The sequence below is a fragment of the Paradesulfitobacterium ferrireducens genome, assembly GCF_017310645.1.
GTDB lineage: Bacteria > Bacillota > Desulfitobacteriia > Desulfitobacteriales > Desulfitobacteriaceae > Paradesulfitobacterium > Paradesulfitobacterium ferrireducens.
The window spans coordinates 14,362-35,137 of sequence record NZ_JAFLRH010000041.1 but is presented as its reverse complement, the minus strand read 5'-3'; the positions used below and the strand labels follow the sequence as shown (position 1 = coordinate 35,137).

The 20,776-nt window shown below is 47.1% G+C and carries 20 protein-coding genes, 2 pseudogenes and 1 riboswitch; of the genes and pseudogenes, 14 read left to right on the top strand and 8 right to left on the bottom strand.

All coding sequences use genetic code 11. From position 1 onward, the window contains the following. Positions 1-39: 39 nt before the first annotated feature. Together J0X21_RS14455 and J0X21_RS14450 are read right to left on the bottom strand one after the other, a co-directional pair. Positions 40-798 carry a 3-hydroxybutyrate dehydrogenase gene (locus J0X21_RS14455; RefSeq protein WP_206812919.1) on the bottom strand — a complete coding sequence of 253 codons (759 nt, stop codon included), beginning with the start codon at positions 796-798 and terminating at the stop codon, positions 40-42. A gap of 297 nt (positions 799-1,095) precedes the next feature. Further along, the gene (locus J0X21_RS14450) at positions 1,096-2,829 is read right to left on the bottom strand and encodes a sigma 54-interacting transcriptional regulator (RefSeq protein WP_206812918.1); all 1,734 of its coding nucleotides are present in this window, start codon (positions 2,827-2,829) and stop codon (positions 1,096-1,098) included. Between the two features lie 596 nt (positions 2,830-3,425). Here J0X21_RS14450 and J0X21_RS14445 point away from each other — a divergent pair. The 3 genes from J0X21_RS14445 (at position 3,426) to J0X21_RS14435 (ending at position 5,717) form a co-directional block, all read left to right on the top strand. Further along, positions 3,426-4,328, top strand: coding sequence for a GGDEF domain-containing protein (locus J0X21_RS14445; RefSeq protein ID WP_206812917.1), 903 nt, complete (start codon positions 3,426-3,428; stop codon positions 4,326-4,328). 497 nt (positions 4,329-4,825) lie between these two features. After that, positions 4,826-5,224 carry a secondary thiamine-phosphate synthase enzyme YjbQ gene (locus tag J0X21_RS14440; protein ID WP_206812916.1) on the top strand — a complete coding sequence of 133 codons (399 nt, stop codon included), beginning with the start codon at positions 4,826-4,828 and terminating at the stop codon, positions 5,222-5,224. A gap of 16 nt (positions 5,225-5,240) precedes the next feature. Then, positions 5,241-5,717: an acyl-CoA thioesterase gene (locus J0X21_RS14435; protein ID WP_206812915.1), complete on the top strand. Its 477-nt coding sequence runs from the start codon at positions 5,241-5,243 to the stop codon at positions 5,715-5,717. Positions 5,718-5,752: 35 nt separating this feature from the next. Here the strand turns inward: J0X21_RS14435 and J0X21_RS14430 are convergent, their stop codons facing one another. Then, a complete protein-coding gene (locus J0X21_RS14430) occupies positions 5,753-6,235 on the bottom strand; it encodes a ferritin-like domain-containing protein (protein ID WP_206812914.1) in 483 nt (160 codons plus the stop codon). A 336-nt stretch (positions 6,236-6,571) separates the two neighbouring features. Between J0X21_RS14430 and nifJ the strand changes: the two genes are divergently transcribed. After that, positions 6,572-10,081, top strand: coding sequence for a pyruvate:ferredoxin (flavodoxin) oxidoreductase (nifJ, locus tag J0X21_RS14425; protein WP_206812913.1), 3,510 nt, complete (start codon positions 6,572-6,574; stop codon positions 10,079-10,081). Positions 10,082-10,169: 88 nt separating this feature from the next. Here the strand turns inward: nifJ and J0X21_RS16220 are convergent. Further along, a pseudogene (locus tag J0X21_RS16220) lies at positions 10,170-10,391 on the bottom strand (Lsa family ABC-F type ribosomal protection protein); the annotation flags it as partial. Positions 10,392-10,413: 22 nt separating this feature from the next. Then, positions 10,414-11,172 (bottom strand): type II toxin-antitoxin system prevent-host-death family antitoxin, encoded by a 759-nt coding sequence (locus J0X21_RS14420; RefSeq protein WP_206812912.1) that lies wholly within the window; start codon positions 11,170-11,172, stop codon positions 10,414-10,416. A 245-nt stretch (positions 11,173-11,417) separates the two neighbouring features. Between J0X21_RS14420 and J0X21_RS14415 the strand changes: the two genes are divergently transcribed. Genes J0X21_RS14415 through J0X21_RS14400 form a run of 4 tightly spaced genes read left to right on the top strand, consistent with a single transcriptional unit; the run spans position 11,418 to position 13,122 of the window. Then, positions 11,418-11,780, top strand: coding sequence for a YccF domain-containing protein (locus J0X21_RS14415; RefSeq protein ID WP_206812911.1), 363 nt, complete (start codon positions 11,418-11,420; stop codon positions 11,778-11,780). Between the two features lie 18 nt (positions 11,781-11,798). After that, positions 11,799-12,737, top strand: coding sequence for a hypothetical protein (locus J0X21_RS14410; RefSeq protein ID WP_206812910.1), 939 nt, complete (start codon positions 11,799-11,801; stop codon positions 12,735-12,737). A gap of 51 nt (positions 12,738-12,788) precedes the next feature. Next, on the top strand, positions 12,789-12,941 hold the full coding sequence (locus J0X21_RS14405; RefSeq protein ID WP_236006282.1) for a hypothetical protein: 153 nt from the start codon (positions 12,789-12,791) through the stop codon (positions 12,939-12,941). After that, positions 12,928-13,122, top strand: coding sequence for a type II toxin-antitoxin system RelE/ParE family toxin (locus J0X21_RS14400; protein WP_206812909.1), 195 nt, complete (start codon positions 12,928-12,930; stop codon positions 13,120-13,122). The genes J0X21_RS14405 and J0X21_RS14400 overlap by 14 nt, the downstream gene beginning before the upstream one ends. 5 nt (positions 13,123-13,127) lie before the next feature. On the opposite strand, the gene J0X21_RS14395 is transcribed toward J0X21_RS14400, so the two are convergent. Continuing rightward, the gene (locus J0X21_RS14395; RefSeq protein WP_206812908.1) at positions 13,128-13,457 is read right to left on the bottom strand and encodes an ArsR/SmtB family transcription factor; all 330 of its coding nucleotides are present in this window, start codon (positions 13,455-13,457) and stop codon (positions 13,128-13,130) included. After that, on the bottom strand, positions 13,458-13,874 hold the full coding sequence (locus J0X21_RS14390; protein WP_206812907.1) for an SRPBCC family protein: 417 nt from the start codon (positions 13,872-13,874) through the stop codon (positions 13,458-13,460). A 257-nt stretch (positions 13,875-14,131) separates the two neighbouring features. Between J0X21_RS14390 and J0X21_RS14385 the strand changes: the two genes are divergently transcribed. The 6 genes and pseudogenes from J0X21_RS14385 to J0X21_RS14360 form a co-directional block, all read left to right on the top strand. Further along, positions 14,132-14,929, top strand: coding sequence for an FAD binding domain-containing protein (locus J0X21_RS14385; RefSeq protein WP_206812906.1), 798 nt, complete (start codon positions 14,132-14,134; stop codon positions 14,927-14,929). Continuing rightward, complete coding sequence (locus tag J0X21_RS14380) at positions 14,923-15,375, top strand: (2Fe-2S)-binding protein (protein ID WP_206812905.1); 453 nt, start codon at positions 14,923-14,925, stop codon at positions 15,373-15,375. The genes J0X21_RS14385 and J0X21_RS14380 overlap by 7 nt, the downstream gene beginning before the upstream one ends. Next, complete coding sequence (locus J0X21_RS14375) at positions 15,372-17,657, top strand: xanthine dehydrogenase family protein molybdopterin-binding subunit (RefSeq protein ID WP_206812904.1); 2,286 nt, start codon at positions 15,372-15,374, stop codon at positions 17,655-17,657. The genes J0X21_RS14380 and J0X21_RS14375 overlap by 4 nt, the downstream gene beginning before the upstream one ends. Positions 17,658-17,705: 48 nt before the next feature. Continuing rightward, positions 17,706-17,807: riboswitch (purine riboswitch) on the top strand. A 155-nt stretch (positions 17,808-17,962) separates the two neighbouring features. Then, positions 17,963-18,451 carry a GntR family transcriptional regulator gene (locus J0X21_RS14370; protein WP_206812903.1) on the top strand — a complete coding sequence of 163 codons (489 nt, stop codon included), beginning with the start codon at positions 17,963-17,965 and terminating at the stop codon, positions 18,449-18,451. After that, positions 18,339-18,698 (top strand): FAD binding domain-containing protein, encoded by a 360-nt coding sequence (locus J0X21_RS16215; RefSeq protein WP_407947654.1) that lies wholly within the window; start codon positions 18,339-18,341, stop codon positions 18,696-18,698. Before J0X21_RS14370 ends, J0X21_RS16215 begins: the two co-directional genes overlap by 113 nt. After that, positions 18,677-18,832: pseudogene (locus J0X21_RS14360) on the top strand ((2Fe-2S)-binding protein); the annotation flags it as partial. The gene J0X21_RS16215 and the pseudogene J0X21_RS14360, both read left to right, overlap by 22 nt. A gap of 8 nt (positions 18,833-18,840) precedes the next feature. Here the strand turns inward: J0X21_RS14360 and J0X21_RS14355 are convergent. Next, positions 18,841-20,643, bottom strand: coding sequence for an Rqc2 family fibronectin-binding protein (locus tag J0X21_RS14355; RefSeq protein WP_206812901.1), 1,803 nt, complete (start codon positions 20,641-20,643; stop codon positions 18,841-18,843). Positions 20,644-20,776: the final 133 nt, after the last annotated feature.

Below are 20,776 nucleotides of genomic sequence, written 5' to 3'. Positions count from 1 at the left end.
CCCGCCTCCAGTAAATCCTGTCCGACATTTTCTCCGCCCTTATAGCTGGCTCCACCCCCCGTCAATGGTATACCCTTGAGCCGTAATGGAAGCAGCGGCATCGGAACACAAGAATAAAGTCAGATAGCCGATCTCTTGCGGAGTGAGCAACCGCTTTTGGGGTACCGGGCGCAGGATCACTTCCTGCAAAGCCTGTTCTTCCGTTATCTGGTGGCTCTGGGCCAGACCCTTCAGTTGATTGCGCACCAGCGGGGTATCGACATATCCGGGACAGATCGCATTGGACGTAATTCCGTTAGTAGCTGTTTCCATCGCAATTACCTTGGTCAGCCCTAATAACCCATGTTTGGCCGAAACGTATCCCGCTTTGAAAGCGGAAGCAAGCTTGGCGTGGACAGAGGCAATATTGACAATCCGTCCGAAGCCCCTGGATTTCATGCCTGGCACCACAGCCTGCGCCAGTAAAAAGGGGCCAACCAGCATAACTTCCAACATGCGGCGGTAAACCTCCGGGGCAAAGTCCTCCAGAGGTGACACATGCTGAAAACCGGCATTATTGACTAAGATATCTATTTGTTCCTCCTTTACTTTTTGGCTAAAGTCTGGCTGGGTAATATCGCCCGCAAACACTTCCACATTACTCACGGCCGCAAATTCCTGCAACTTTTCTGCGGAAACATCGTTAACCAGTACTTTGGCTCCGGCGTCATGGAGAGCCCACGCAATGGAGTTGCCAATGCCTGAGCCGGCACCGGTAACCAGGGCAGCTTTCCCCTGCATGTCGACTGAAAAATTCATGGTTTAGCAGCACCTCCAATTTTAATGATTGTGACAAAACTAAGTTTCTAACGTCGACGTTGCCAGTTAAACAGAGCAAAAGCCATGCCAACTCGCAGGCCTTGCTCGCAAGAAGAAAAAACCCCGCACTTTAACCGGTGCTGCGGGGGCAGTTTAATCTAATCTGAAAATAATTTGAAGTGTAGCAATTCAGCAACATCTATAGATTAGAAATTTACTGAATACTTAGACTACAAGGCTTCGCCTTGTTGATGTAGCGCAGTTGCTACATGCTGCAGCTGCGCTACATCAATCAACCTACCTGTTGTCCAGCAAACCGTATTTCTCCATTTTACGGTAAAGATTTGTGCGATGAATCCCTAATATTTCTGCGGCTTTGACTTTGTTGCCGCCTGCAGCTTTCAATGTCCTGATAATTGCCTCTTTTTCCGCTTCGGCTAATTCCTGAGCCAGAGAATTCAACTGACCATTGCCTTGTCTTCTCATCGGTTCCCTTAGATATAGGGGTAAATCCTCCAACATAATCTTATTTCCTTCGGCTACATTCACTGCCCGTTCCAGGACATTTTGCAGTTCCCGGACATTACCCGGCCAGGAATAAGTCAGGAAAAGCTCCAGCACAAGAGGATCGAGTGCTGTCTCGGTCAAACCCAATTCCCGGTTGAATTGATCTAAAATGTACTTGCTCAGGAGGAGAATGTCTTCTCGGCGTTCGCGCAACGGTGGGATTGTGATCGGAAAAACATTTAGACGGTAATAGAGATCCTGCCGGAATTCTCCGGCCGCGACCATCTCCTCCAAGTGGCGGTTTGTCGCGGCGATTACCCGGATATCCAACTGTTGAAGCAGATTACTGCCCACCCGTTCTATTTCCTTTTCCTGTAACACCCGCAGGACTTTCGCCTGCATGGACAAAGGCAAGTCTCCCACTTCATCCAGAAAAATCGTCCCGCCATTGGCCAATTCAAACTTGCCGGGTTTGCCGCCTTTTTTGGCTCCGGTAAAAGCCCCCTCGGCATAACCAAACAGTTCAGCTTCCAGCAGTTCCGCCGGAATAGCGCCGCAATTGACGCGGACAAAAGGATTGCCACTGCGGGAACCTGCGGCATGAATGGCATGGGCAAACACTTCCTTGCCGGTGCCGCTTTCCCCACGCAAAAGGACCGTAGATTTTGTTTGGGCCGCTTTCTCCGCCAGTTCTTTGGCTTTCACTAGGGACTGACTGTGGCCGATTATATTCCCAAACGTATAACGGTGTCGTTGATAACGCTGCAGTTCTTTTTCGTAAAATTTCAACTTGTGTTCAAGTAAATGGAGTTTTTCCATTAAGGTGCGTAATTCCTGGACATCCCGAAACATGACTTTGCCCACAGCCCCAATGATCCGGTCGCCTTCACGCAGGGGCAGACGCATGACCACAGCTTCTTTTCCATGCAGGTTCATGGCCTCGCCGATTTCGGCCTTGCCTGTGCTGGCCACAATTTGCATTCTGCTGTTGGGGATGATTTCCGTCACGTGCCTCCCCACCGCTTCTTTGGGATCTATTTGCAAAAAACGGCAATAGGCATTGGTGATTCTGGTGACAATTCCCTGAGTGTCCGTCACCACAACCCCGTCATAGGCTTGTTCAAAAATCTTTTCCAGGCTGGTAAGCTCGGTTTGGGTATCTCTTAATTTGGCTTGGAGTGCTTGCAATTCGCGGCCGTCCTGAAAAATGACCATAACTCCAACCAATTGACTTTCTTTGTAATAAGGTGAATAGTTGGCAATAACCAAATGTTCGTTTATAATTATATGTTCGGAACAGGGGGTTGAGGTTTGCAAGACTCGTTCCAAACACGAATTAGAAAGAATGCCGGTAAATTTTTGGCCAATTGCGTTGGTTGCTGAGAAGTTAAGCAAACGGGCTGCCGTCTGGTTACAAAGAACTATTTCTGTTTCCGTGTTCATAACTATAATTCCGTTTGTTGCGCTATCCAAAATAGCAGTGATTTCGCTAACAGCAGTTATTTCGCTTCTTTCCCAAGCCATCTATCTCACCTCTAATAACTATTGCCCCAGCCAGTCCGGCTTTTCCCCTGTTCTTGTATACTTAACCTTATTTTACAGCTCAGGAGCCATCAACCGCAAATAGACATGATGTTGCATATTTTGCAACAGCTCAAAATGAAGTGGGTTAGAATCTGATCTTAAAAAGGACGCTATTTGGCATACAAGCACCGTAAAAACACAGTAGATCGTTGAAATCCTAAACTTTTTAATCCCGTATCAGAATACGGGGTTTTTATTTTCGTTTCTTTTGAGTCGAATAGTGTCAAAATAATACATATTCTTTTAATTGAAATAATATTATAATCATTATAAAATAATACTTAAAATAAGCATAATTTAGAAGGGGGATATCAATATGTTAATCAAGATAAACCTCATTCTGAAGTCCAAAACCAAGTTGGAGTAACTATGAGACAATCATTGATTATATTACTATCGTTCGGGTCTTAATCCAATTGTGAATTAAGGAAGACCAACAAGAAATACTTGATCAAATTGACAAGCTTACTGACTTTGTAAATTTATACTTAAGAAAAGAAAAAGTTTTCAATTAATTGGGGAAGAGGGCGAAAACGGTGAAAATAATTACGAAAAGAGAGGAATTGAAAGCTTATCTTGGTGCGGAAGTTCAGGAGTTGCTCTTTAGCATATATGACGGTTTTGTCAGAGTGATAGACCCAGTCAAAAACAGTGTTGAAGTAACGACTAGCGATCTCATTGGGCTTCAAAATAAGCCGGGATCTACGTGTTTTGAAATATGGAATAAGAATAAAGTGTGTTCAAATTGTACTTCCCTCCGTGCAATGGTTAACAATGAGCCCATAAGTAAGATTGAAACCAGAGATGGTCTGGTTTATCTGGTTCATTCAATACCTTTTAAATTGCCTGAAGGTAGAAAAGTCGTACTTGAAGTGTTAAAAAGTTTAACCAAAATCCCTGTACAATTAGGTATCTACAATTATCCGGATACTGATTTTATAACCTTGTTGCATACGGTAGACAGATTAAACGAAAGAGTGTACAGAGATGCCTTAACCAATGCGTTTAACAGAGAATATCTAACAGTAAAATTAGCGGATTTAATTACAAAAGGAAATTGCACTTTGCTAATGGTTGACATAGATAACTTTAAAAGAATTAATGACACCTATGGTCATCCTGTAGGGGATGCCATCCTTAAGAAATGCGTCGGCGTGATTAGTTCGCATTTAAGATACAACGATATAATTGTCCGCTATGGCGGAGACGAATTTTTAATAGTCCTTGTGAATATTGGTAACAAGGAAGCGAAAGAGATAATTTCCCGTTTGCAGCAGGCTGTTAAGGACGATTCGTTTGAGTATGAGAATATGTCTATTAATTATGATGTTAGTATTGGAAGTTATACTGTTAAAAAGAGAAATTTAGATTTAGCCGAGATAATGAAGAGAGTTGATCATTCGATGTATGAGGTTAAGAGACAAAAGCAAAGTATGTGAAAGACTGCTAACAGGACAAGAATCGCGGCCCCGGCCATTTCTTGGCTCGGAGACGGTTGAACTCATCTTACGGACGCTGACAAGGCGTCTTTTTACTTTTAGCAGGATTTGCTTATATGATGGTTGAATAAGTATTTGATAATTGATTAGTGATTGAACACTGGGGGTATCATTATGTTTAACAGTAACAGGATAAAAAGTATTTAATAAAAATCAGTTGGCACAAATCAGGTGTCCCAACAATCAACTCAATATGCAACTTCAAATTTTGGTTATGCAGTGATGTTTGATGTCGAGACAACTGGACTTAGCCCGTCAAGGAATGAAATTATCGAATTTGCAGACACGGGAACCAAGAGTTGATATATCCCATTGTGCTTTGGCTGATGTTAATGCATGTATCGAACTTCTTGAAAAGGCCAAGATGTTGGCATCAAAGAGCAGAAATTTTACCCAAAGAGGAATCCCTCAAAATCTATAAAAAAGGAGAACCATACGTGATTCACGAGATACGACTTCAGACTAAGAAACGAGACGATATGCTCGACATAACGGCGCAGGTTGAGAAAATTCTGGCTCAGGAGAATGTTCAAGAGGGACTGGCCGTAGTCTACTCATCCCACACCACGGCAGGGATAACGATCAATGAAAATGCCGACCCGGATGTCCAGAAAGACTTTCTGCGCAGGCTTGATGAGATTTATCCATGGAATATGTCTACAGACCGGCACATTGAGGGCAATTCCGCTGCCCACATGAAAGCAAGTACGGTAGGGGCATCCCAGACGGTTATCATTCAAAACGGGAAATTGCTCCTGGGCCGCTGGCAGGGCATTTACTTTTGTGAATTTGACGGCCCGCGGCCGCGTACCTGTTATGTAAAAATTCTTAAGTAAGTGAGGAATTATCACCATGGGCAAAACAGTGGAATATTCACAGGTAGTCATGTCAAACGTTATGCTGCCGCAGCATGCTAATCCGGCAGGGAACGTTCACGGCGGGGAGATTATGAAATTAATAGATAGTGCCGGTGGAGTGGTAGCCCACCGGCATGCCCGCTGTAACGTTGTTACCGCAAGGGTAGACGAACTTGAATTTATTCATCCGGTTCGCGTTGGGAATATTGTAACTTGTTATGGGAAATTGACTTTCGTCGGTAAAAGCTCAATGGAAGTTTCAGTCACTGTCACCGTTGAAGATGTCTTAAAGGAGGAACCGGCAAAGATTGCCTTAAAGGCATACTTAACTTTTGTTGCATTAGATGGAACCGGAAAACCAAAACAGGTACCGCCTCTGGAAATTGTCAATGAAGAAGAGCGCCGCTTATTTGAGGAAGGGCGGCAGCGTTATCTTGCATATAAGCAGCGTAGGAACAAAACTAGTTCTTAACTGTTTTGGCAAATGGGGATTTTAGGCCAGGAAGTTCACCCTGGATTGCTTAAGGAAAATTCAGAGTGTTTCATGGCAATAATTTTAGTTCGGGACCACTCGCTATGTAGGTGTTCGTCCACGAAATTATGTTGTAAGATTTTTAATAGCTCTTGATCCTGATGGTTATCTTGGGTCAATTTCTCGATTAAAACTTTATAATCTTTCATTGCTTTTTGCTCTAACAGGATATTCATGGAAAGTGTCTCATCTAAACCCGCCATGGAAATAGCACTTCCCGCGAGCTTACCGATAATGTGTGAAATCATATCGCCCAAGACTGTGGGCTTGCCTCCGAGTTCTTTGATTTTTTCGGCGATGTTATCCGCATGATCTTGTTCAACGCAGGCTAAACGTTCAAAGACCAAACCGCTGTACGTACCTTGAAAGGCTCTGTATTGGGCATGATATAAATCCACTTGATTCAGTTCTAAGCTATAAAACCAGTTGAGCTTTGAAATTAGTGCGTCTGTTTCCATGGTATAATGCCTCCGTTCAATCTTAATATCCCATGAAAACAGGCCGTTTATGTAAAGGCGGGTAGCACCAGGATAATCGAATAATCCTTCTTGGATAATATTTGAGTAAGAAGTCACTGCCAGAGTTAACACCCGGCAGTTTTTTTGCGGAAAGACGCGATGTATACACTATATTTTCTTAAATCTATACCAAATGTCCCGCGGATTGTGGTATTATTTTGAGTATGTAGGTTCTTTTTGACGCATTTATAGTTACATTCCGAACGGTAAGCTTATTTAACCCAAAGATAACTTAACATCTAGCGTTTAATAATGAGAGAAAGAGGAGGATTACCAATGACCAAGACCAAAACGATGGATGGCAACGAAGCAGCGGCCTATGCATCCTACGCCTTTACCGAGGTGGCTGCGATTTTCCCGATCACTCCATCTTCGCCCATGGCCGAGTTTGCCGACGAATGGGCGGCCCACGGCGAAAAGAACATTTTCGGCCAGTCTGTGAAAGTTGTCGAGATGCAATCCGAGGCCGGTGCCGCCGGGGCAGTACACGGTTCTTTGCAAGGGGGCGCGTTGACCACAACCTACACAGCTTCCCAAGGCTTGCTGCTTATGATCCCGAACATGTATAAGATTGCCGGGGAACTGCTTCCGGGAGTCTTTCACGTGACCGCCCGGTCCTTAGCGGCTCATGCTTTGTCCATCTTCGGAGATCACCAGGATGTGATGTCTGTACGGCAAACCGGTTTTGCCCTGCTCTCATCTGCCAGTGTTCAGGAAGCCATGGACTTAGGCTTTGTGGCTCACTTAAGCGCGATCAAGGGCAGGGTGCCGTTCTTGCATTTCTTTGACGGCTTCAGGACGTCTCATGAAATCCAAAAGGTCGAACTCATTGACTATGAAGATGTCAAAGGATTGGTTGACTACCAGGCGCTCCAGGAATTCAAAAACAGAGCGCTGAATCCGGAGCACCCGGTACTCAGAGGCACTGCCCAAAACCCGGACATCTACTTCCAGGGTCGGGAAGCCTCCAACCGTTTTTATGACGCGGTACCGGAAATTGTTGATAGCTACATGCAAGAGCTCAAAAAACTGACCGGCCGCGAGTATCATCCGTTCGATTATTACGGGGCGCCGGATGCGGAGAAAGTCATTATCGCCATGGGTTCGGTTTGCGAAACCATTGAAGAGACCGTGGATTATTTGATGGCGAAAGGGGAAAAAGTAGGGGTTATCAAAGTCCATCTCTATCGTCCTTTCTCGGCCAAGTATTTCTTCAACGTCCTGCCGAAAACCGTCAAAAGAATTGCGGTGCTGGACCGGACCAAGGAACCCGGCTCCTTAGGTGAACCCCTCTACCTGGATGTCACCAATCTGTTCTATCAAAGTGAACTGAAGCCTTTGATTGTCGGCGGCCGCTACGGGTTAGGCTCCAAAGATGTCACTCCTTCCCAGATCATGGCCGTGTTTGACAACCTCAAACAAGCCGTGCCGAAGGACCGCTTCACCATCGGCATCAATGATGACGTTACCCATACTTCTTTACCAGAAGGCGAAGCCATCCAAACTTCTCCCGAAGGAACCATCGCCTGCAAATTCTGGGGTCTGGGCTCAGACGGAACGGTCGGCGCCAATAAAGAAGCCATCAAAATTATCGGGGACCACACCAACCTCTACTCCCAGGCTTACTTCCAATATGACAGCAAAAAATCAGGCGGGGTCACGATTTCCCACCTGCGCTTTGGCAAGAAGCCGATCAAGTCTCCCTATTACGTGACGGACGCCAACTATGTCGCCTGCCATAATACCGGGTATGTCTACCAATACGATTTGCTGCAGGGCTTAAAGAAAAACGGCACATTTGTTCTTAACTGTCCCTGGACAGAGGATGAACTGGGCGCTAAACTGCCGGCTTCCATGAAAAAGTATTTAGCGAAAAATAACATTAACTTCTATATTATTGATGCTGTCTCCATTGCCGGGGAAGTTGGGCTGGGCGGCAGGATTAATATGATCATGCAGGCTGCCTTTTTCAAACTGGCCAATGTGATTCCGGTGGATGAGGCGATCGGCTATCTTAAGAAATCTGTGGAAAAAGCCTATGGCAAAAAAGGCCAAGGCATTATCGACATGAATCATAAAGCGATTGACCGCGGCATTGAAGCCTTGGTCAAAGTAAATGTCCCCGCAGATTGGGCAGATGCCATGGATGAAGCAGCGGCTGCAGCGGATGAACCGGCCTTTATTAAGGATATCTTACGGCCGATGACCCGTCTTGAAGGGGATAACCTCCCAGTGAGTGCCTTCACGGGCATCGAAGACGGCACCTTCCCCGCCGGAACCAGCGCTTACGAAAAACGCGGCATCGCTGTAAGCGTGCCGGAATGGCAGGCCGAAAGCTGCACCCAGTGCAACCAGTGTTCCTTTGTCTGCCCCCATGCCGCGATTCGGCCGTTCCTCTTGAATGAAGACGAAAGCCAAAAAGCACCGGCCGGCTTTGTAACCAAAAAAGCCATCGGCAAAGACTTTGAAGGGCTGCAATACCGGATTCAAGTCAGCCCGCTCGATTGCACCGGCTGCGGCAACTGTGCCGAAGTTTGCCCGGCCAAACAGAAAGCACTCGTGATGAAACCCGCTGCCGAGCAGACGGAAAGTCAAAATCCCAACTGGGCCTTCGCAACCACGCTCAGCAATAAAGGAGATCTGGTCAAACCGAATAATGTGAAAAACAGCCAGTTTGCCCAGCCGCTCTTTGAATTCAGCGGTGCCTGCGCCGGCTGCGGTGAGGCGGCTTATATCAAACTGCTTACGCAATTGTATGGCGACCGCATGATGATTGCCAACGCCACCGGCTGCAGCTCGATCTACGGCGGCAGCGCTCCTTCCGTTCCTTATACCACCAATGCCGAAGGCAAAGGACCCTCCTGGGCCAACTCCCTCTTTGAGGACAATGCCGAGTTCGGTCTGGGCATGTACCTGGGAGCGAAGAGAAACCGTGAAAAACTCGCTGATTTGGCGCAAGAAGCGATTGAGACTGCTATCAGCGACAGACTGAGAGACGCTTTGCGTGAATGGCTGACCGGCATGGATGACGCTGCTGCCTCCAAAGCCGCTGCGGCCAAGCTTATCCCGGCGCTTCAGGCAGAAGCCGCAGGCAATGACCTGTTAGGGCAAATCCTGGCCAAAAAAGACTATCTCATTAAGAAATCTCAATGGATCATCGGCGGGGACGGCTGGGCCTACGATATCGGCTACGGCGGTTTAGACCATGTCCTGGCCTCCGGGGAAAATGTGAATATCCTGGTTCTGGATACGGAAGTTTACTCCAACACCGGCGGCCAGTCTTCCAAGTCGACCCCGACTGCTGCGGTAGCTAAGTTCCAGGCTGCAGGCAAGCGCATCCGCAAAAAGGACCTCGGCATGATGGCCATGAGCTACGGCTATGTGTACGTCGCCCAGGTGGCCCTTGGTTCGAACATGGCCCAAACCTTGAAGGCCATCCAAGAAGCGGAAGCTTATGACGGGCCTTCCCTGATAATCGCTTATTCGCCTTGTATCAACCACGGCATCAAGTCCGGAATGGATAAGAGCGTCCTGGAAGCTAAGAAAGCGGTTGAAGCCGGATACTGGCATCTCTACCGCTTTAATCCGGAGCTGGCCGATCAAGGGCAAAATCCGTTCAGCCTTGACTCCAAAGAACCGGTCTCTTCCTTCCGCGATTTCATCCTGGGTGAAGTCCGGTATGCCTCCCTCCAGAAAACTTTCCCGGAGGTAGCCGATCAACTCTTCAACGCTGCCGAGCAGGATGCTAAGGTCAGGTACCAATCATATAAGCGGCTGGCGGAGTAAAGTTTTCGCCGGTGGAACACTAGGATAAGCTGAAACACAGAAAGAGAGATTGATCAGAATCTGGTCAGTCTCTCTTTTTCAATGGGGTAATTCCAAGGAGATTTAACTCCCGCACAAGCTCCCACTGAAGATAATTCGAACAGATGCTATCAACCACATCAATGGTATTGCTTTCCTTGTCTGCTACCTCGTACGGAAAATACTCGAAGCCGGCACTTGCGGAAATGCGGCCGCTGTATTCGTATTTGCCAAGGAGCAAATGGAGAAAAGTTGTCTTGCCTCTGCCGTTTCTGCCGGTAAAGCCCAATTTTCAATAGAGCTTTCGAGTACAGCTAAATCCCGGGCTTGGGGTTCTCCTGCTCATAAATCTTATCCAAACTAACTCCTAATCCGGCAAAATGATAGGAGAGCGCGGTCTCATGGTTTTTATAGGTGGTGCTGTCAGAGATATTGTTCTCCTCAAACAGGTAGACAGTGACTTCCTTATTGAGAGGATTAATGATCCAGTATTCTTTAATTCCGGTGGCCATATATAAATCCAGCTTCTTAATTAAATCCTTGCTGCGGGTACTTTCGGAGATGATTTCCACCACCAGCGCGGGAACGCCCATATAGTAGTCTCGCTCATCTAGTTTCTCTTCCAGGTCACAGATAACCATCAAATCCGGCTGAACGACGTTAATATTCTCCTGACTTCTCTTTAAGGTGATATCAAAGGGGGCCAACATGGGCCGGCATTTTTTCCCCTGAAACCAAGTATAAAAGATGAAGTGAAGCTCCCCGAGGATCTTCTGGTGAAGTGTTCCAGGTGAAGCAAGGAGATGAATTTCCCCGTCAATGTATTCGTAGCGCTCATCACTGTTTTCAGTCAGCTTGAGGAACTCTTCGTAGGAAGCTTTGCGCGGCCAAACCTCGTAATGCTCGGCCTGCTCCCTGATCAATCCATCCTCAAGCGAAACCTCGTCCGGATCATCACATGAGGAAAGTTTGGCCACTTTGCGGCCGTTGCTTGTGATGAAAATATCTTCTCTGGCGGCGAGGCGCAGGTATTTTCCGAGATTGTTTTTGAGGTCGGTTGCATTGACTATCACTAAAAAACACCTCCAATTAGCTATTTTAGCTAAAATGGCTAATTGGATTATACCAAAATATTTCCAGAGAGTCAAAGGGAGCCGGCGATAAGGCGGAACTGCTGGATTTCAAACTTACTGCATTTTTTGGATATTTTAGGAGGAAAGGATAGGAAGCGTGTTGAATGCTTAGAAAAGAATCTTTTCATTCAACGAGTACCAAGACTGCTGTAAATTGAATGCTCTTACCGAATGGGAGGAAGAGGATGAATTTTATTGGAAATCTTATCTGGCTGTTATTAGGCGGGATTATTGCGTCTGTTTTATGGTTTATAGCCGGTTTAATCCTGTGCGTCACAATTATTGGGATACCATTTGGTTTTCAATGTTTTAAGATCGCGCAATTCGTACTGTGGCCTTTTGGCAAGGAGATAGAACTGGGTCACTTCGGAGCGGGAGGGCTGCTTTTGAACCTGATCTGGCTCGTCTTTTTCGGATGGGAGTTTGCCGTAGCTCATCTTGCAATAGGACTAATATTTTGTATTACGATTGTGGGTATACCTTTTGGAATTCAGCATTTTAAATTTGCTAAGCTGGGGCTCATACCATTTGGGGCCAAAATACGATAAAGCGGGAGGAGAATAGAAATGTATTCTGATATTAACGAAAGATTAGAAGAAAACCGACAGGGCATAGCACGCCTGCATAAAATTGATGCCATTCTGCAAGAGTTGGAATCGGAACAACGGAATCTAAAACGCAGGGAGAAAGAGCTGAAAGTTATCCTGGAAAAAGAAAATCAGGATGTGGAGAAGCTTGAACATACAAGCATGGCTTCACTTTTCTATGCGATGTTGGGCAGTCTGGATGAACACGTTGAGAAGGAACGCAGAGAAGCCTTGGCCGCACAGCTGAAATATGAACAAATGAGAAAAGATTTGGAGGATATAAAGGATCAGATCACAAAATTGTCCGCTGAACGCTCGGGCTATCTTGAGTGCCAAAAGAAATATGACCGGCTCTATGTGCAAAAGAGAGAAATCCTCTTGCGGGAAAATGGAGAAACGGCTCAAAAGATACTCGAACTAACAGATAAATTAAACCTCGCGAAAGTGAATCTTAAAGAAATCAATGAAGCTTTATCCGCTGGAAATGCAGTGCTAGACAGTCTCAACCGTGTTCTAGGCAGTCTTGACAGTGCTGAAGGATGGGGGACTTGGGACCTTATAGGTGGGGGATTGCTCACGGATCTGGCCAAACATTCCCATATTGACGATGCCAAGGCGGAAACAGTAAATACCCAGAGGTTGCTGCGCAATTTTAGGACAGAGCTAACCGATATCAAAATCGACTCAGAGATCGTCATGGAAACAGACGGCTTTGGGAAATTCGCAGACTTCTTCTTTGACGGACTGATCGCAGATTGGTTTATGCAATCGAGAATTCATGAATCCCAGTCAAGCACCGAGGAGGTAAGAGCCCAGGTGCTGAGCGTTATGAACAAGCTTGAGCACATGAAAACCCAGGAAATAGCCATTCTCAAAAGGCTTGAAGCGGATATCAGTGAGCTTATTGTGAAAGCGTGATAGCAAGGGTGAGCGTCGGTGTTTATTACCAAGAAGGGAGACATAGTTGCCATGAGTATAGAGCTATATGAGCGACAACAGGCTTTAATTGAGCTTTACAGCAAGTTGTTAGAGGCTGAGGCAGAAATCGCTGACGGCGCGGAGGGAAAAGATTTTTTTGAAGTGGCCGAAAAATTGAGGGCTAGTGTTCATGGAACGGGATAGTATCGGTTCGCTTCAGCAAATGCCGGAGCGCTGTCCACTAGTAAAAAACACCATGCTGCGATTGAAAGGATATCGGAGCATGGTGATAGAGAATTACGTGGTGTTTTATATTGTGAGCGGCGATACCGTGCAAATAAGACGTATACTTTACGGCCGCAGGCAGTATGAATATTTGCTCTGAGAAAACTAATCGTTCTGGTCGCTCTCGATGAATTTTTTGAGAGCAGACAGTTTTTCATCCCAATAGTGTTCAAAAAAGGCAAGCCATAGTTTAAGTTCCACCAGGGGTTCCGGCTGAAGCTGGTACCGAGTTTCCCGACCGGCCTTCTGACTGATTACAAGGCCCGCATCGGAAAGAAATTGCAGATGCTTGTTCACAGCAGTACGGCTGAGTGAGAAGCATTCCGTAATCGCAGCAATCGACATTTCCCTCTCGGCAAGCAAGTGTAAGATCTTGCGCCGAGTAGGGTCGGCGATTGCCTCAAATACATCGTGCCTAAACCCTGAGGAAGCCATCTAAGCCTCGAGATATGAGGGAAGCTTCTCTTTAACGGTTTTCTCCCAGCCGCCGTCCATCATGTTGCGAACGACAGTATGTGGTTGCCCGAACTCTGTGACTTTGTCTGCAGCCCAGCCGGAATGAATCAGGGTAAACTCCGTTTTTCCGTCCCCTAACTCTTTTAATTCAAAAACAAGGTGCCAATCTTTACCCCAGTCAAAACCGATCCGCTTCGGTGGGTCGAGTTCCGTTACTTTACAAGGTGAATCCCCGAATTGACCTGTGTGCAGTACGAAGTCATGTCCTAAAATAGGTTCAAAAGTATTAGGCATCCACCAAGCACTAATACCTTCTGAGGTTGCCGCAGCTTTCCATACTTTTTCAATCGGAGCATTGATAACAACCGTCTTTCGGATTTCCGGGAGTGTTTGCATGATCATACCCTCCAAATTTAATATGACACCAGAAGGTGTCATAAGTTATTATAACACCATTTTGTGTTATGTCAATGCTCATGTCCCGCTCTATGGGAACTGGTGATTCAAAATGGCGAACATTAAACTAAGTTTTGTCGATAATAATCGGAAAAAGTATTGACGCAGTCAGAGGCATTTGTTATTCTAAGCTAGCAATGCTGTAAGGTATTCCTGCTTCCGCTTGTGGCTTTTTTTATTTATTGAGGGAGGTTAAGATGTTCACGTTAGTTGATTTAGTCCAACCGGAGACTCTGGAAGACGCTTATCAATCGCTGATAAGCAAGAGAAGCAATACTGTTCTTGGCGGCTGTGCTTTTCTAAAGCTGGGTTCTAAGAGAATCATGACGGGTATTGACTTGTCCAAACTGAACCTGAACTACATCAGAGAGCAGCATGGTTTTATCGAGATTGGAGCTATGACAACCTTTCGGGATGTGGAAACAAGTTCACTTTTAAAAGAGTCGTTCAACGGGATTCTGCCGCAAGCGGTTAGTCAGATTATCGGGGTGCAATTTCGCAATGTCGTAACCGTGGGAGCCTCTGTTTTCTCTAAGTATGGTTTTTCAGATTTAATCACGGCTTTGCTCGTTCTCGACACAGAAGTCGAGTTATATCATGATGGCCGCATGAGCTTACAGGAGTTCTTAAATCAACCACCGAAGAAAGACATTCTTACGAAGGTATTCATCAAAAATGACCAGAGAATAGCTTCCTGCCAAAGCCTCAGAAATTCCGCCAGTGATTTCCCGATTCTCAATGCTGCAGTATCCCAAGCGGACGGACGCTGGACAATTGCTGTAGGAGCCAGACCTTTAAAAGCTGAATTAGCCCTTCAAGCCTCGGAACTCTTGTCTCAGGCTAATGTCTTAAACGATGAAACGATCGAGGATGCGGCTAAAGCGGCTTCAGAAGAATTGACCTTCGGGACGAATGTCAGAGGCAGCGCTGAATATCGTCAAGCCATGAGCAAAGTCCTTGTTCAGAGAGGGATCACGGAGGTGCTGGCATGCTAATCAATCTGAGTATTAATGGCAAAGACGTGAGGATAGACGTAGCAAAAGATGAATTCTTAGCAGATACCTTAAGAGCGCAGGGTTTCTTAAGTGTCAAAAAAGCATGCGATACCAGTTGCTGTGGACTTTGCACCATCTGGATCGACGGCAAGCCTACGTTGTCCTGCTCCGTGTTGAGCATAAGGGCCGACGGCAAAAAACTCACAACGATCGAAGGCCTGCAGCAAGAGGCCGCGGAGTTTGCCGAAGTGCTCACGGCTGAAGGGGCAGAGCAATGCGGCTTCTGTAGTCCGGGCTTTACGATGACCGTATTGGCCATGAAAAGTGAACTGAAAAACCCGAGTGACGATGAAATTGTTCATTATTTAACCGGGAACTTATGCCGCTGCACCGGCTATATGGGCCAGCTCAGAGCGGTTAAAAAGTATTTGGAGGTGCTAGCGTGAAATTTGTAGGACAAAGCATCTCCAAAATTGACGGGATGGCTCTGGTGACAGGCAAACCCGTTTACACGGACGACATCGCCCTCAAAAACGCCTTAGTTGTCAAGCTGCTGCGCAGCCCCTATGCTTTTGCTAAAATCAAATCCATCGACACCTCCAAGGCCGAGCAGCTGGATGGGGTCGAGTGCATCCTCACCTATAAAGATGTTCCCCAGGCCAGATTTACCTTAGCCGGGCAGTCTTATCCGGAACCTTCTCCGTATGACCGGCTCATCCTTGAAGATATTGTCCGTTATGTCGGGGACGAAGTAGCCATCATTGCTGCTGTGGATGAAAAAACCGCTCTCAAAGCGATGAAGTTGATTAAAGTCGAGTATGAGGTTTTTGAACCTGTCTTGGATTTTGAAAAGGCGATAGGGCATACATCGGTGGTCCACCCGGAAGAAAACCTCTCGACCAACTTTGAAATAGGCTTGCAGAAGGAAAAGAATATTGTGGCTTCACACCGCTTTGAAGTCGGGGATGTGGACGGCGAATTGGCCCAATGCGATGTGATCGTTGAAGAAACGTATTATACCCAAGCGCAAGCCCATGCTATGATGGAGACTTACCGCACGTTTACCTACCTTGACCATATGGGAAGGCTTGTGGCCATTAGTTCCACTCAGGTTCCCTTCCACATTCGGAGACAATTAGCGAGAGCCCTGCAAATTCCCGCCAGTAAGATCAGAGTTATTAAACCAAGGATTGGCGGGGGTTTCGGAGCTAAGCAAACCGGTGGGGGCGATGTTTTTGCCGCTCTGGTCACGTTAAAAACCGGGAAACCGGCAAAGATTATCTATGACCGACAAGAAACCTTTTCCTGTACCACCAGCCGCCATGCGATGCGCATTAAGGTTAAAATGGGGGCAGATAAGGAGGGCTTGATTAAAGCCTTGGAACTTCAAGTCCTATCGGATACAGGAGCCTACGGAGAACATGCCTCAACCGTGCTCGGCTGTGTCGGGGAATATACACTCCCGCTTTATAAGGCTAAAGCGCGGCGCATCACGGGACATGCTGTCTATACCAACAAGATGCCCGGGGGGGCGTTCCGAGGGTATGGAGCAACCCAGGGTACCTTTGCGGTCGAATCTGCCGTGAACAAACTTGCGGAGAAATTAGGACTGGACCCAGCCGCAGTCCGTCTGAGAAACATTGTCAAAGCCGGTGATACCCTTATTAATTACCCCAACCATCCTTTAGGAAGCTCAACTCTTGATCAATGTATTCTTAAAGGTCAGGAACTGATCGGGTGGAAGGATAAATACCCTGTGCGTCAAGTTGCCCCCAACAAGGTCAGAGCACTGGGCATGGCGGTCACGATGCAAGGCTCGGGCATCGCCAACATTGATACCTCAACCGCTGAGATAAGACTCAATGATGATGGCAATTTTACGCTTCTGATCGGTGCTACTGACATGGGCACAGGCTGTGACACGATTCTCACGCAAATGGCTGCCGAAGTCTTAGAAACTTCGATGGAACAGATTATTGTCAACGCCGCAGACACCGACATTTCTCCGTACGATCCGGGTTCTTATGCCTCCAGCACCACCTATGTTGCGGGCATGGCGGTTGTGAAGGCGGCAGAGGACTTAAAGCAGCAAATCCTAGCCCAGGGTGCACGGTATTTGGAAGTATCCGCTCAGGATGCTGAACTGGACGGGAATGTTGTCAAAACGCTTAAGGGAGACAAGGAAATAAGCCTGTATCAGATTGCTGAGCTGTCTGTGTTAGGAACGGGCAGACAGCAATTAGTAGGGCATTCAACCTATGGCAATGAAATATCGCCCCCGCCATTCGTCGCCGGTTTTGCCGAGGTTGAAGTCGACTTGGAAACCGGGAAAGCGGAACTTGTCGATTATGTTGCCGTTGTGGACTGCGGTACCGTCATTAACCCCAGCCTGGCCAGGGTCCAGACCGAAGGTGGAATTGCTCAGGGAATCGGAATGGCGCTGTACGAAGACGTGAGGTACGATCAAAAAGGGAGAATGCAGACCAACTCTTTTATGCAGTATAAGATTCCTTGCCGCAAAGATATCGGTACGGTTCGCGTTTTCTTTGAGAGCAGTTTTGAACCTACAGGACCGTTTGGCGCTAAGTCCATCGGGGAAGTCGTTGCCAATACTCCTGCACCGGCCATTGCCCATGCGGTATACAATGCAGTTGGAGTAAGGGTACAAAGCCTTCCGATCACTCCGGAAAAAGTGTTTATGGGTATGCAGGAACTTGCAAGGCTTTGATTTTATTTGTTATTGACCATACGGGAATCCTCTGTTAAACTCAAACTAAGTTTACAACTGCATAGAGTTCATATAATCGCGGAGATATGGTCCGCAAGTTTCTACCAGGCTGCCGTAAATAGCCTGACTATGAGCGAAAATGTACCTAGGGCGTTTTGGATAAAAACCCAGGCGGGCAGGTTTCACTCATTTTGATCTGAAATCTTCCATCTGGGTTTTTTGTTTTACTTAAAAGAGTATTACTTATTACTTATTACCTAGTACTTACTTCCAATCACCCTAACAATGTGAGTGTGGTGTGTCATATGCTGGAAATCCCCAAAATTGATAATGAAGAACTATCTTCTAACGCACGGAAAGTCTTGCTTAGCATGCTGCGTGAAGGAACATTTGATGAAGCTGGGAAATTGCCGGCAGAAGAAGTGCTTGCGCAAAAGTTAGGTATTAGCAGGACAGTTATACGTGATGTGCTTGCATCCCTTGAAGGAGAGGGTTTTATAACCCGCCGGAGAGGAATTGGAACGATTGTCAATAAGCATGTTCTGAAAGTAAATTGCCGGCTGGACCTTGAAAAGGAGTTTCTTGAAGAAATCGCAGATGCTGGGTATCATCCTTCCATTGCCTATGTAAAACCTAGCATTACTCAAGCGAATCAAGTGGCGGCCCAACGGCTGTTAATCAATGAAGGGGATAGTCTTATTACAGCAGAGCGCCTTATCCTTGCTGATGATAAACCGGCAATACTCTGTGTTGACCATATTGCCCAGTGGGCTTGTAGACCTATCTATGCTTGAAGAGTGGAAGTTAATACGATTTAACGAGGATAAGTCGATCTTAGAAATAGGCTCCTTAGTCACTCATGCTAAGCTTGAAGAGCATCCTCTTATTAAACAGTTTTGTCCGGCTTTGAGTATGGCTGCATCAGTTGTTGGGAGTCCTCAAATACGAAACCGGGGGACAGTCGCAGGCAATCTGCAGAGCGCTTCCCCAGCCGCAGATTGTGCCCCGCCGCTTTTAGCTGTACGCCTGGAATGGTCTTAGCTTCGAAGGCTTTATTGGATAAGAATCCAAACCCCACTGATGAAGAAATTCGCAGGGGACTTTCCGGGAATCTTTGCCGCTGTACCGGTTATCAAAAAATTGTGGATGCGGTTAAAGAGGCAGCAAAAAGTTAAACCGCATCTTATTCCCCGCTCTCCAGCAGCCGCTCCACCACCTCAGTCTTCGGCGTGAGGTATAAGGTCCAGTTCTTATCGTAAATAACCATACCCGGCTTTCCTTCTTTGGGTTTCTTAATATTCTTCACATGGGTGTAGTCCACCGGGACTTGGGATGAACCCCGGGCTTGGCTGAAGTAAATCGCCAGGGCTGCGGCTTCTTCCAATGTGGCGTCATCCGGGAATTCCTCTCCGTCTGCCAAAGGCACGATCACATGGGAGCCGGGGATTTCTTTCACGTGGAGCCAAAGATCGGTAGGTTTGGCTTTTTTCAAAGTAAGCCATTCGTTTTGCTTGTTATTTCTTCCAACCAGAATCTGGCGTTCTGTGCTTGAATAATAAGAACGTGGAACCGGGTCCGGCAGTTTGCCGGATTTTTTGTTTCTTTGACCGGGGCCGCTCTTAGCTGCCACATAACCTTGTTCAGCGAGTTCGGTGTGAATTTCCTCAAGCTCTGGCAGGCTGGCCGCTTGTTCCAGGCTTACGAGCAAAGATTCAAGATACCTTAACTCCGCGAGCGCGCTCTCTTTAAGCGGCTCTGTTTTGTTCAGCGTCGCCTTGGCTTTGTTATAAAGGCGGTAATAGCGCTGGGCGTTTTCGTTGGGAGTGAGCTGGGGGTCGAGGGGAATCGTGAGCTGGGGCAGGTTGGCTTCGTAGTAATCTTCGACGGTGGTTTCAGAGGCTCCCGGCTGGATGCGGTAGAGATTGGCGGTCAGGAGTTCGCCCCATTTCTGGTAGGCGAGGGAGCTGCGGGCTTCAGCCAAGGTTTCTTCATAGATGTTCAGTTTTTTGCTTAGATGGGCTTGATGCTCCTGAACCACCTTTTTGAGGGAGCCCCGTTTGGCTTCTAAGGTGTTGCCCGAGCTTTTAAGGTCATAGAAACGGGAAATGCACGCATTCAGGCTGGCGAAGCTTTCGCGGCTTAGGCTTTGATACTGCTGGAAGGGGAGAAATGTAAAAGCGGAAGCCTGCTTAGTCATATAATAAAGGCAAGGTTCAATCGGACTCTCCGGTTGCGGACAGGCCAAACGGCGGTAAGACTGAAAGAGGCGGCTTAAGTCGATGTCCCCGCATTGTTCGAGCCGGGTGTCTTCGACCAGTCCGGCCTGCAGCACCAGTTCGCGCGCCAGTTCCGGGCTGACTCCGGCCAGGCGCTTAAGCAGGATGCCGGTGAGCTTGGAACTGAGGTTTTCGCTCTCATCCTCTCTGTTATCTTCGCCATATAGGGCGGCGCGCCAAGTGTCTTCGTCTGAGGTTGGCTCTAACTTGCCCTGAGAGGGCGGGGTGAGGTAAGGGCGCCCGGGAAGTACTTCCCGGTAACGGCTTAGAGCATGCGAGTAGCGTTTGAGCCCGTCAATAATATTAACTCGTTCAACGAGAATCAAGTTGCTGTGCTTGCCCATGATTTCCAGGTGCAAATGATACGTAGCCAGATCCCCGCGCTCGTTATAGTTCTGAAACACGAACGTAATCAGCCGTTCCAACCCCTCTTGTTCCACGGCGATGATTTTAGCACCTTCCAAGTGTTTGCGCAGAATCATGCAGAACATAGGCGGAGTGACGGGGTTTTTCTTATTCACCGTGGTGATATGAAAGCGCGCGGCAGTCGCGCTGGCATTGAGCAGGAGGCGGTATGAGCTGCCTTGGCCGCGCAGCAAGAGATGAACTTCTTCTTTTTCCGGCTGATGGATTTTATCCACCCGGGTTCCGATAAGCTGGGGTGCAAGCTCTCGGACTAAGTAGTAGAGTGTGACGCCGTCGAGGGCCATAACGGGAACTCCCTTTCGTTGAAAAAGATTGATAGGAGTCAGGAGTCAGCTAGAAATCGCTACTGAATTCTGACTACTGAATTCTGAATACTAATAGTAAATTTTCGCCCTCTAAGTATACCAGCCCATGGGT

What these genes read in the sequence shown, in the direction of transcription:
- J0X21_RS14455 (WP_206812919.1), bottom strand. Translation starts at nt 798, where the DNA reads ATGAATTTTTCAGTCGACATGCAGGGGAAAGCTGCCCTGGTTACCGGT.
- J0X21_RS14450 (WP_206812918.1), bottom strand. Translation starts at nt 2,829, where the DNA reads ATGGCTTGGGAAAGAAGCGAAATAACTGCTGTTAGCGAAATCACTGCT.
- J0X21_RS14435 (WP_206812915.1), top strand. Translation starts at nt 5,241, where the DNA reads ATGGGCAAAACAGTGGAATATTCACAGGTAGTCATGTCAAACGTTATG.
- J0X21_RS14430 (WP_206812914.1), bottom strand. Translation starts at nt 6,235, where the DNA reads ATGGAAACAGACGCACTAATTTCAAAGCTCAACTGGTTTTATAGCTTA.
- nifJ (WP_206812913.1), top strand. Translation starts at nt 6,572, where the DNA reads ATGACCAAGACCAAAACGATGGATGGCAACGAAGCAGCGGCCTATGCA.
- J0X21_RS14415 (WP_206812911.1), top strand. Translation starts at nt 11,418, where the DNA reads ATGAATTTTATTGGAAATCTTATCTGGCTGTTATTAGGCGGGATTATT.
- J0X21_RS14410 (WP_206812910.1), top strand. Translation starts at nt 11,799, where the DNA reads ATGTATTCTGATATTAACGAAAGATTAGAAGAAAACCGACAGGGCATA.
- J0X21_RS14405 (WP_236006282.1), top strand. Translation starts at nt 12,789, where the DNA reads ATGAGTATAGAGCTATATGAGCGACAACAGGCTTTAATTGAGCTTTAC.
- J0X21_RS14400 (WP_206812909.1), top strand. Translation starts at nt 12,928, where the DNA reads ATGGAACGGGATAGTATCGGTTCGCTTCAGCAAATGCCGGAGCGCTGT.
- J0X21_RS14395 (WP_206812908.1), bottom strand. Translation starts at nt 13,457, where the DNA reads ATGGCTTCCTCAGGGTTTAGGCACGATGTATTTGAGGCAATCGCCGAC.
- J0X21_RS14390 (WP_206812907.1), bottom strand. Translation starts at nt 13,874, where the DNA reads ATGCAAACACTCCCGGAAATCCGAAAGACGGTTGTTATCAATGCTCCG.
- J0X21_RS14385 (WP_206812906.1), top strand. Translation starts at nt 14,132, where the DNA reads ATGTTCACGTTAGTTGATTTAGTCCAACCGGAGACTCTGGAAGACGCT.
- J0X21_RS14380 (WP_206812905.1), top strand. Translation starts at nt 14,923, where the DNA reads ATGCTAATCAATCTGAGTATTAATGGCAAAGACGTGAGGATAGACGTA.
- J0X21_RS14370 (WP_206812903.1), top strand. Translation starts at nt 17,963, where the DNA reads ATGCTGGAAATCCCCAAAATTGATAATGAAGAACTATCTTCTAACGCA.
- J0X21_RS16215 (WP_407947654.1), top strand. Translation starts at nt 18,339, where the DNA reads ATGAAGGGGATAGTCTTATTACAGCAGAGCGCCTTATCCTTGCTGATG.
- J0X21_RS14355 (WP_206812901.1), bottom strand. Translation starts at nt 20,643, where the DNA reads ATGGCCCTCGACGGCGTCACACTCTACTACTTAGTCCGAGAGCTTGCA.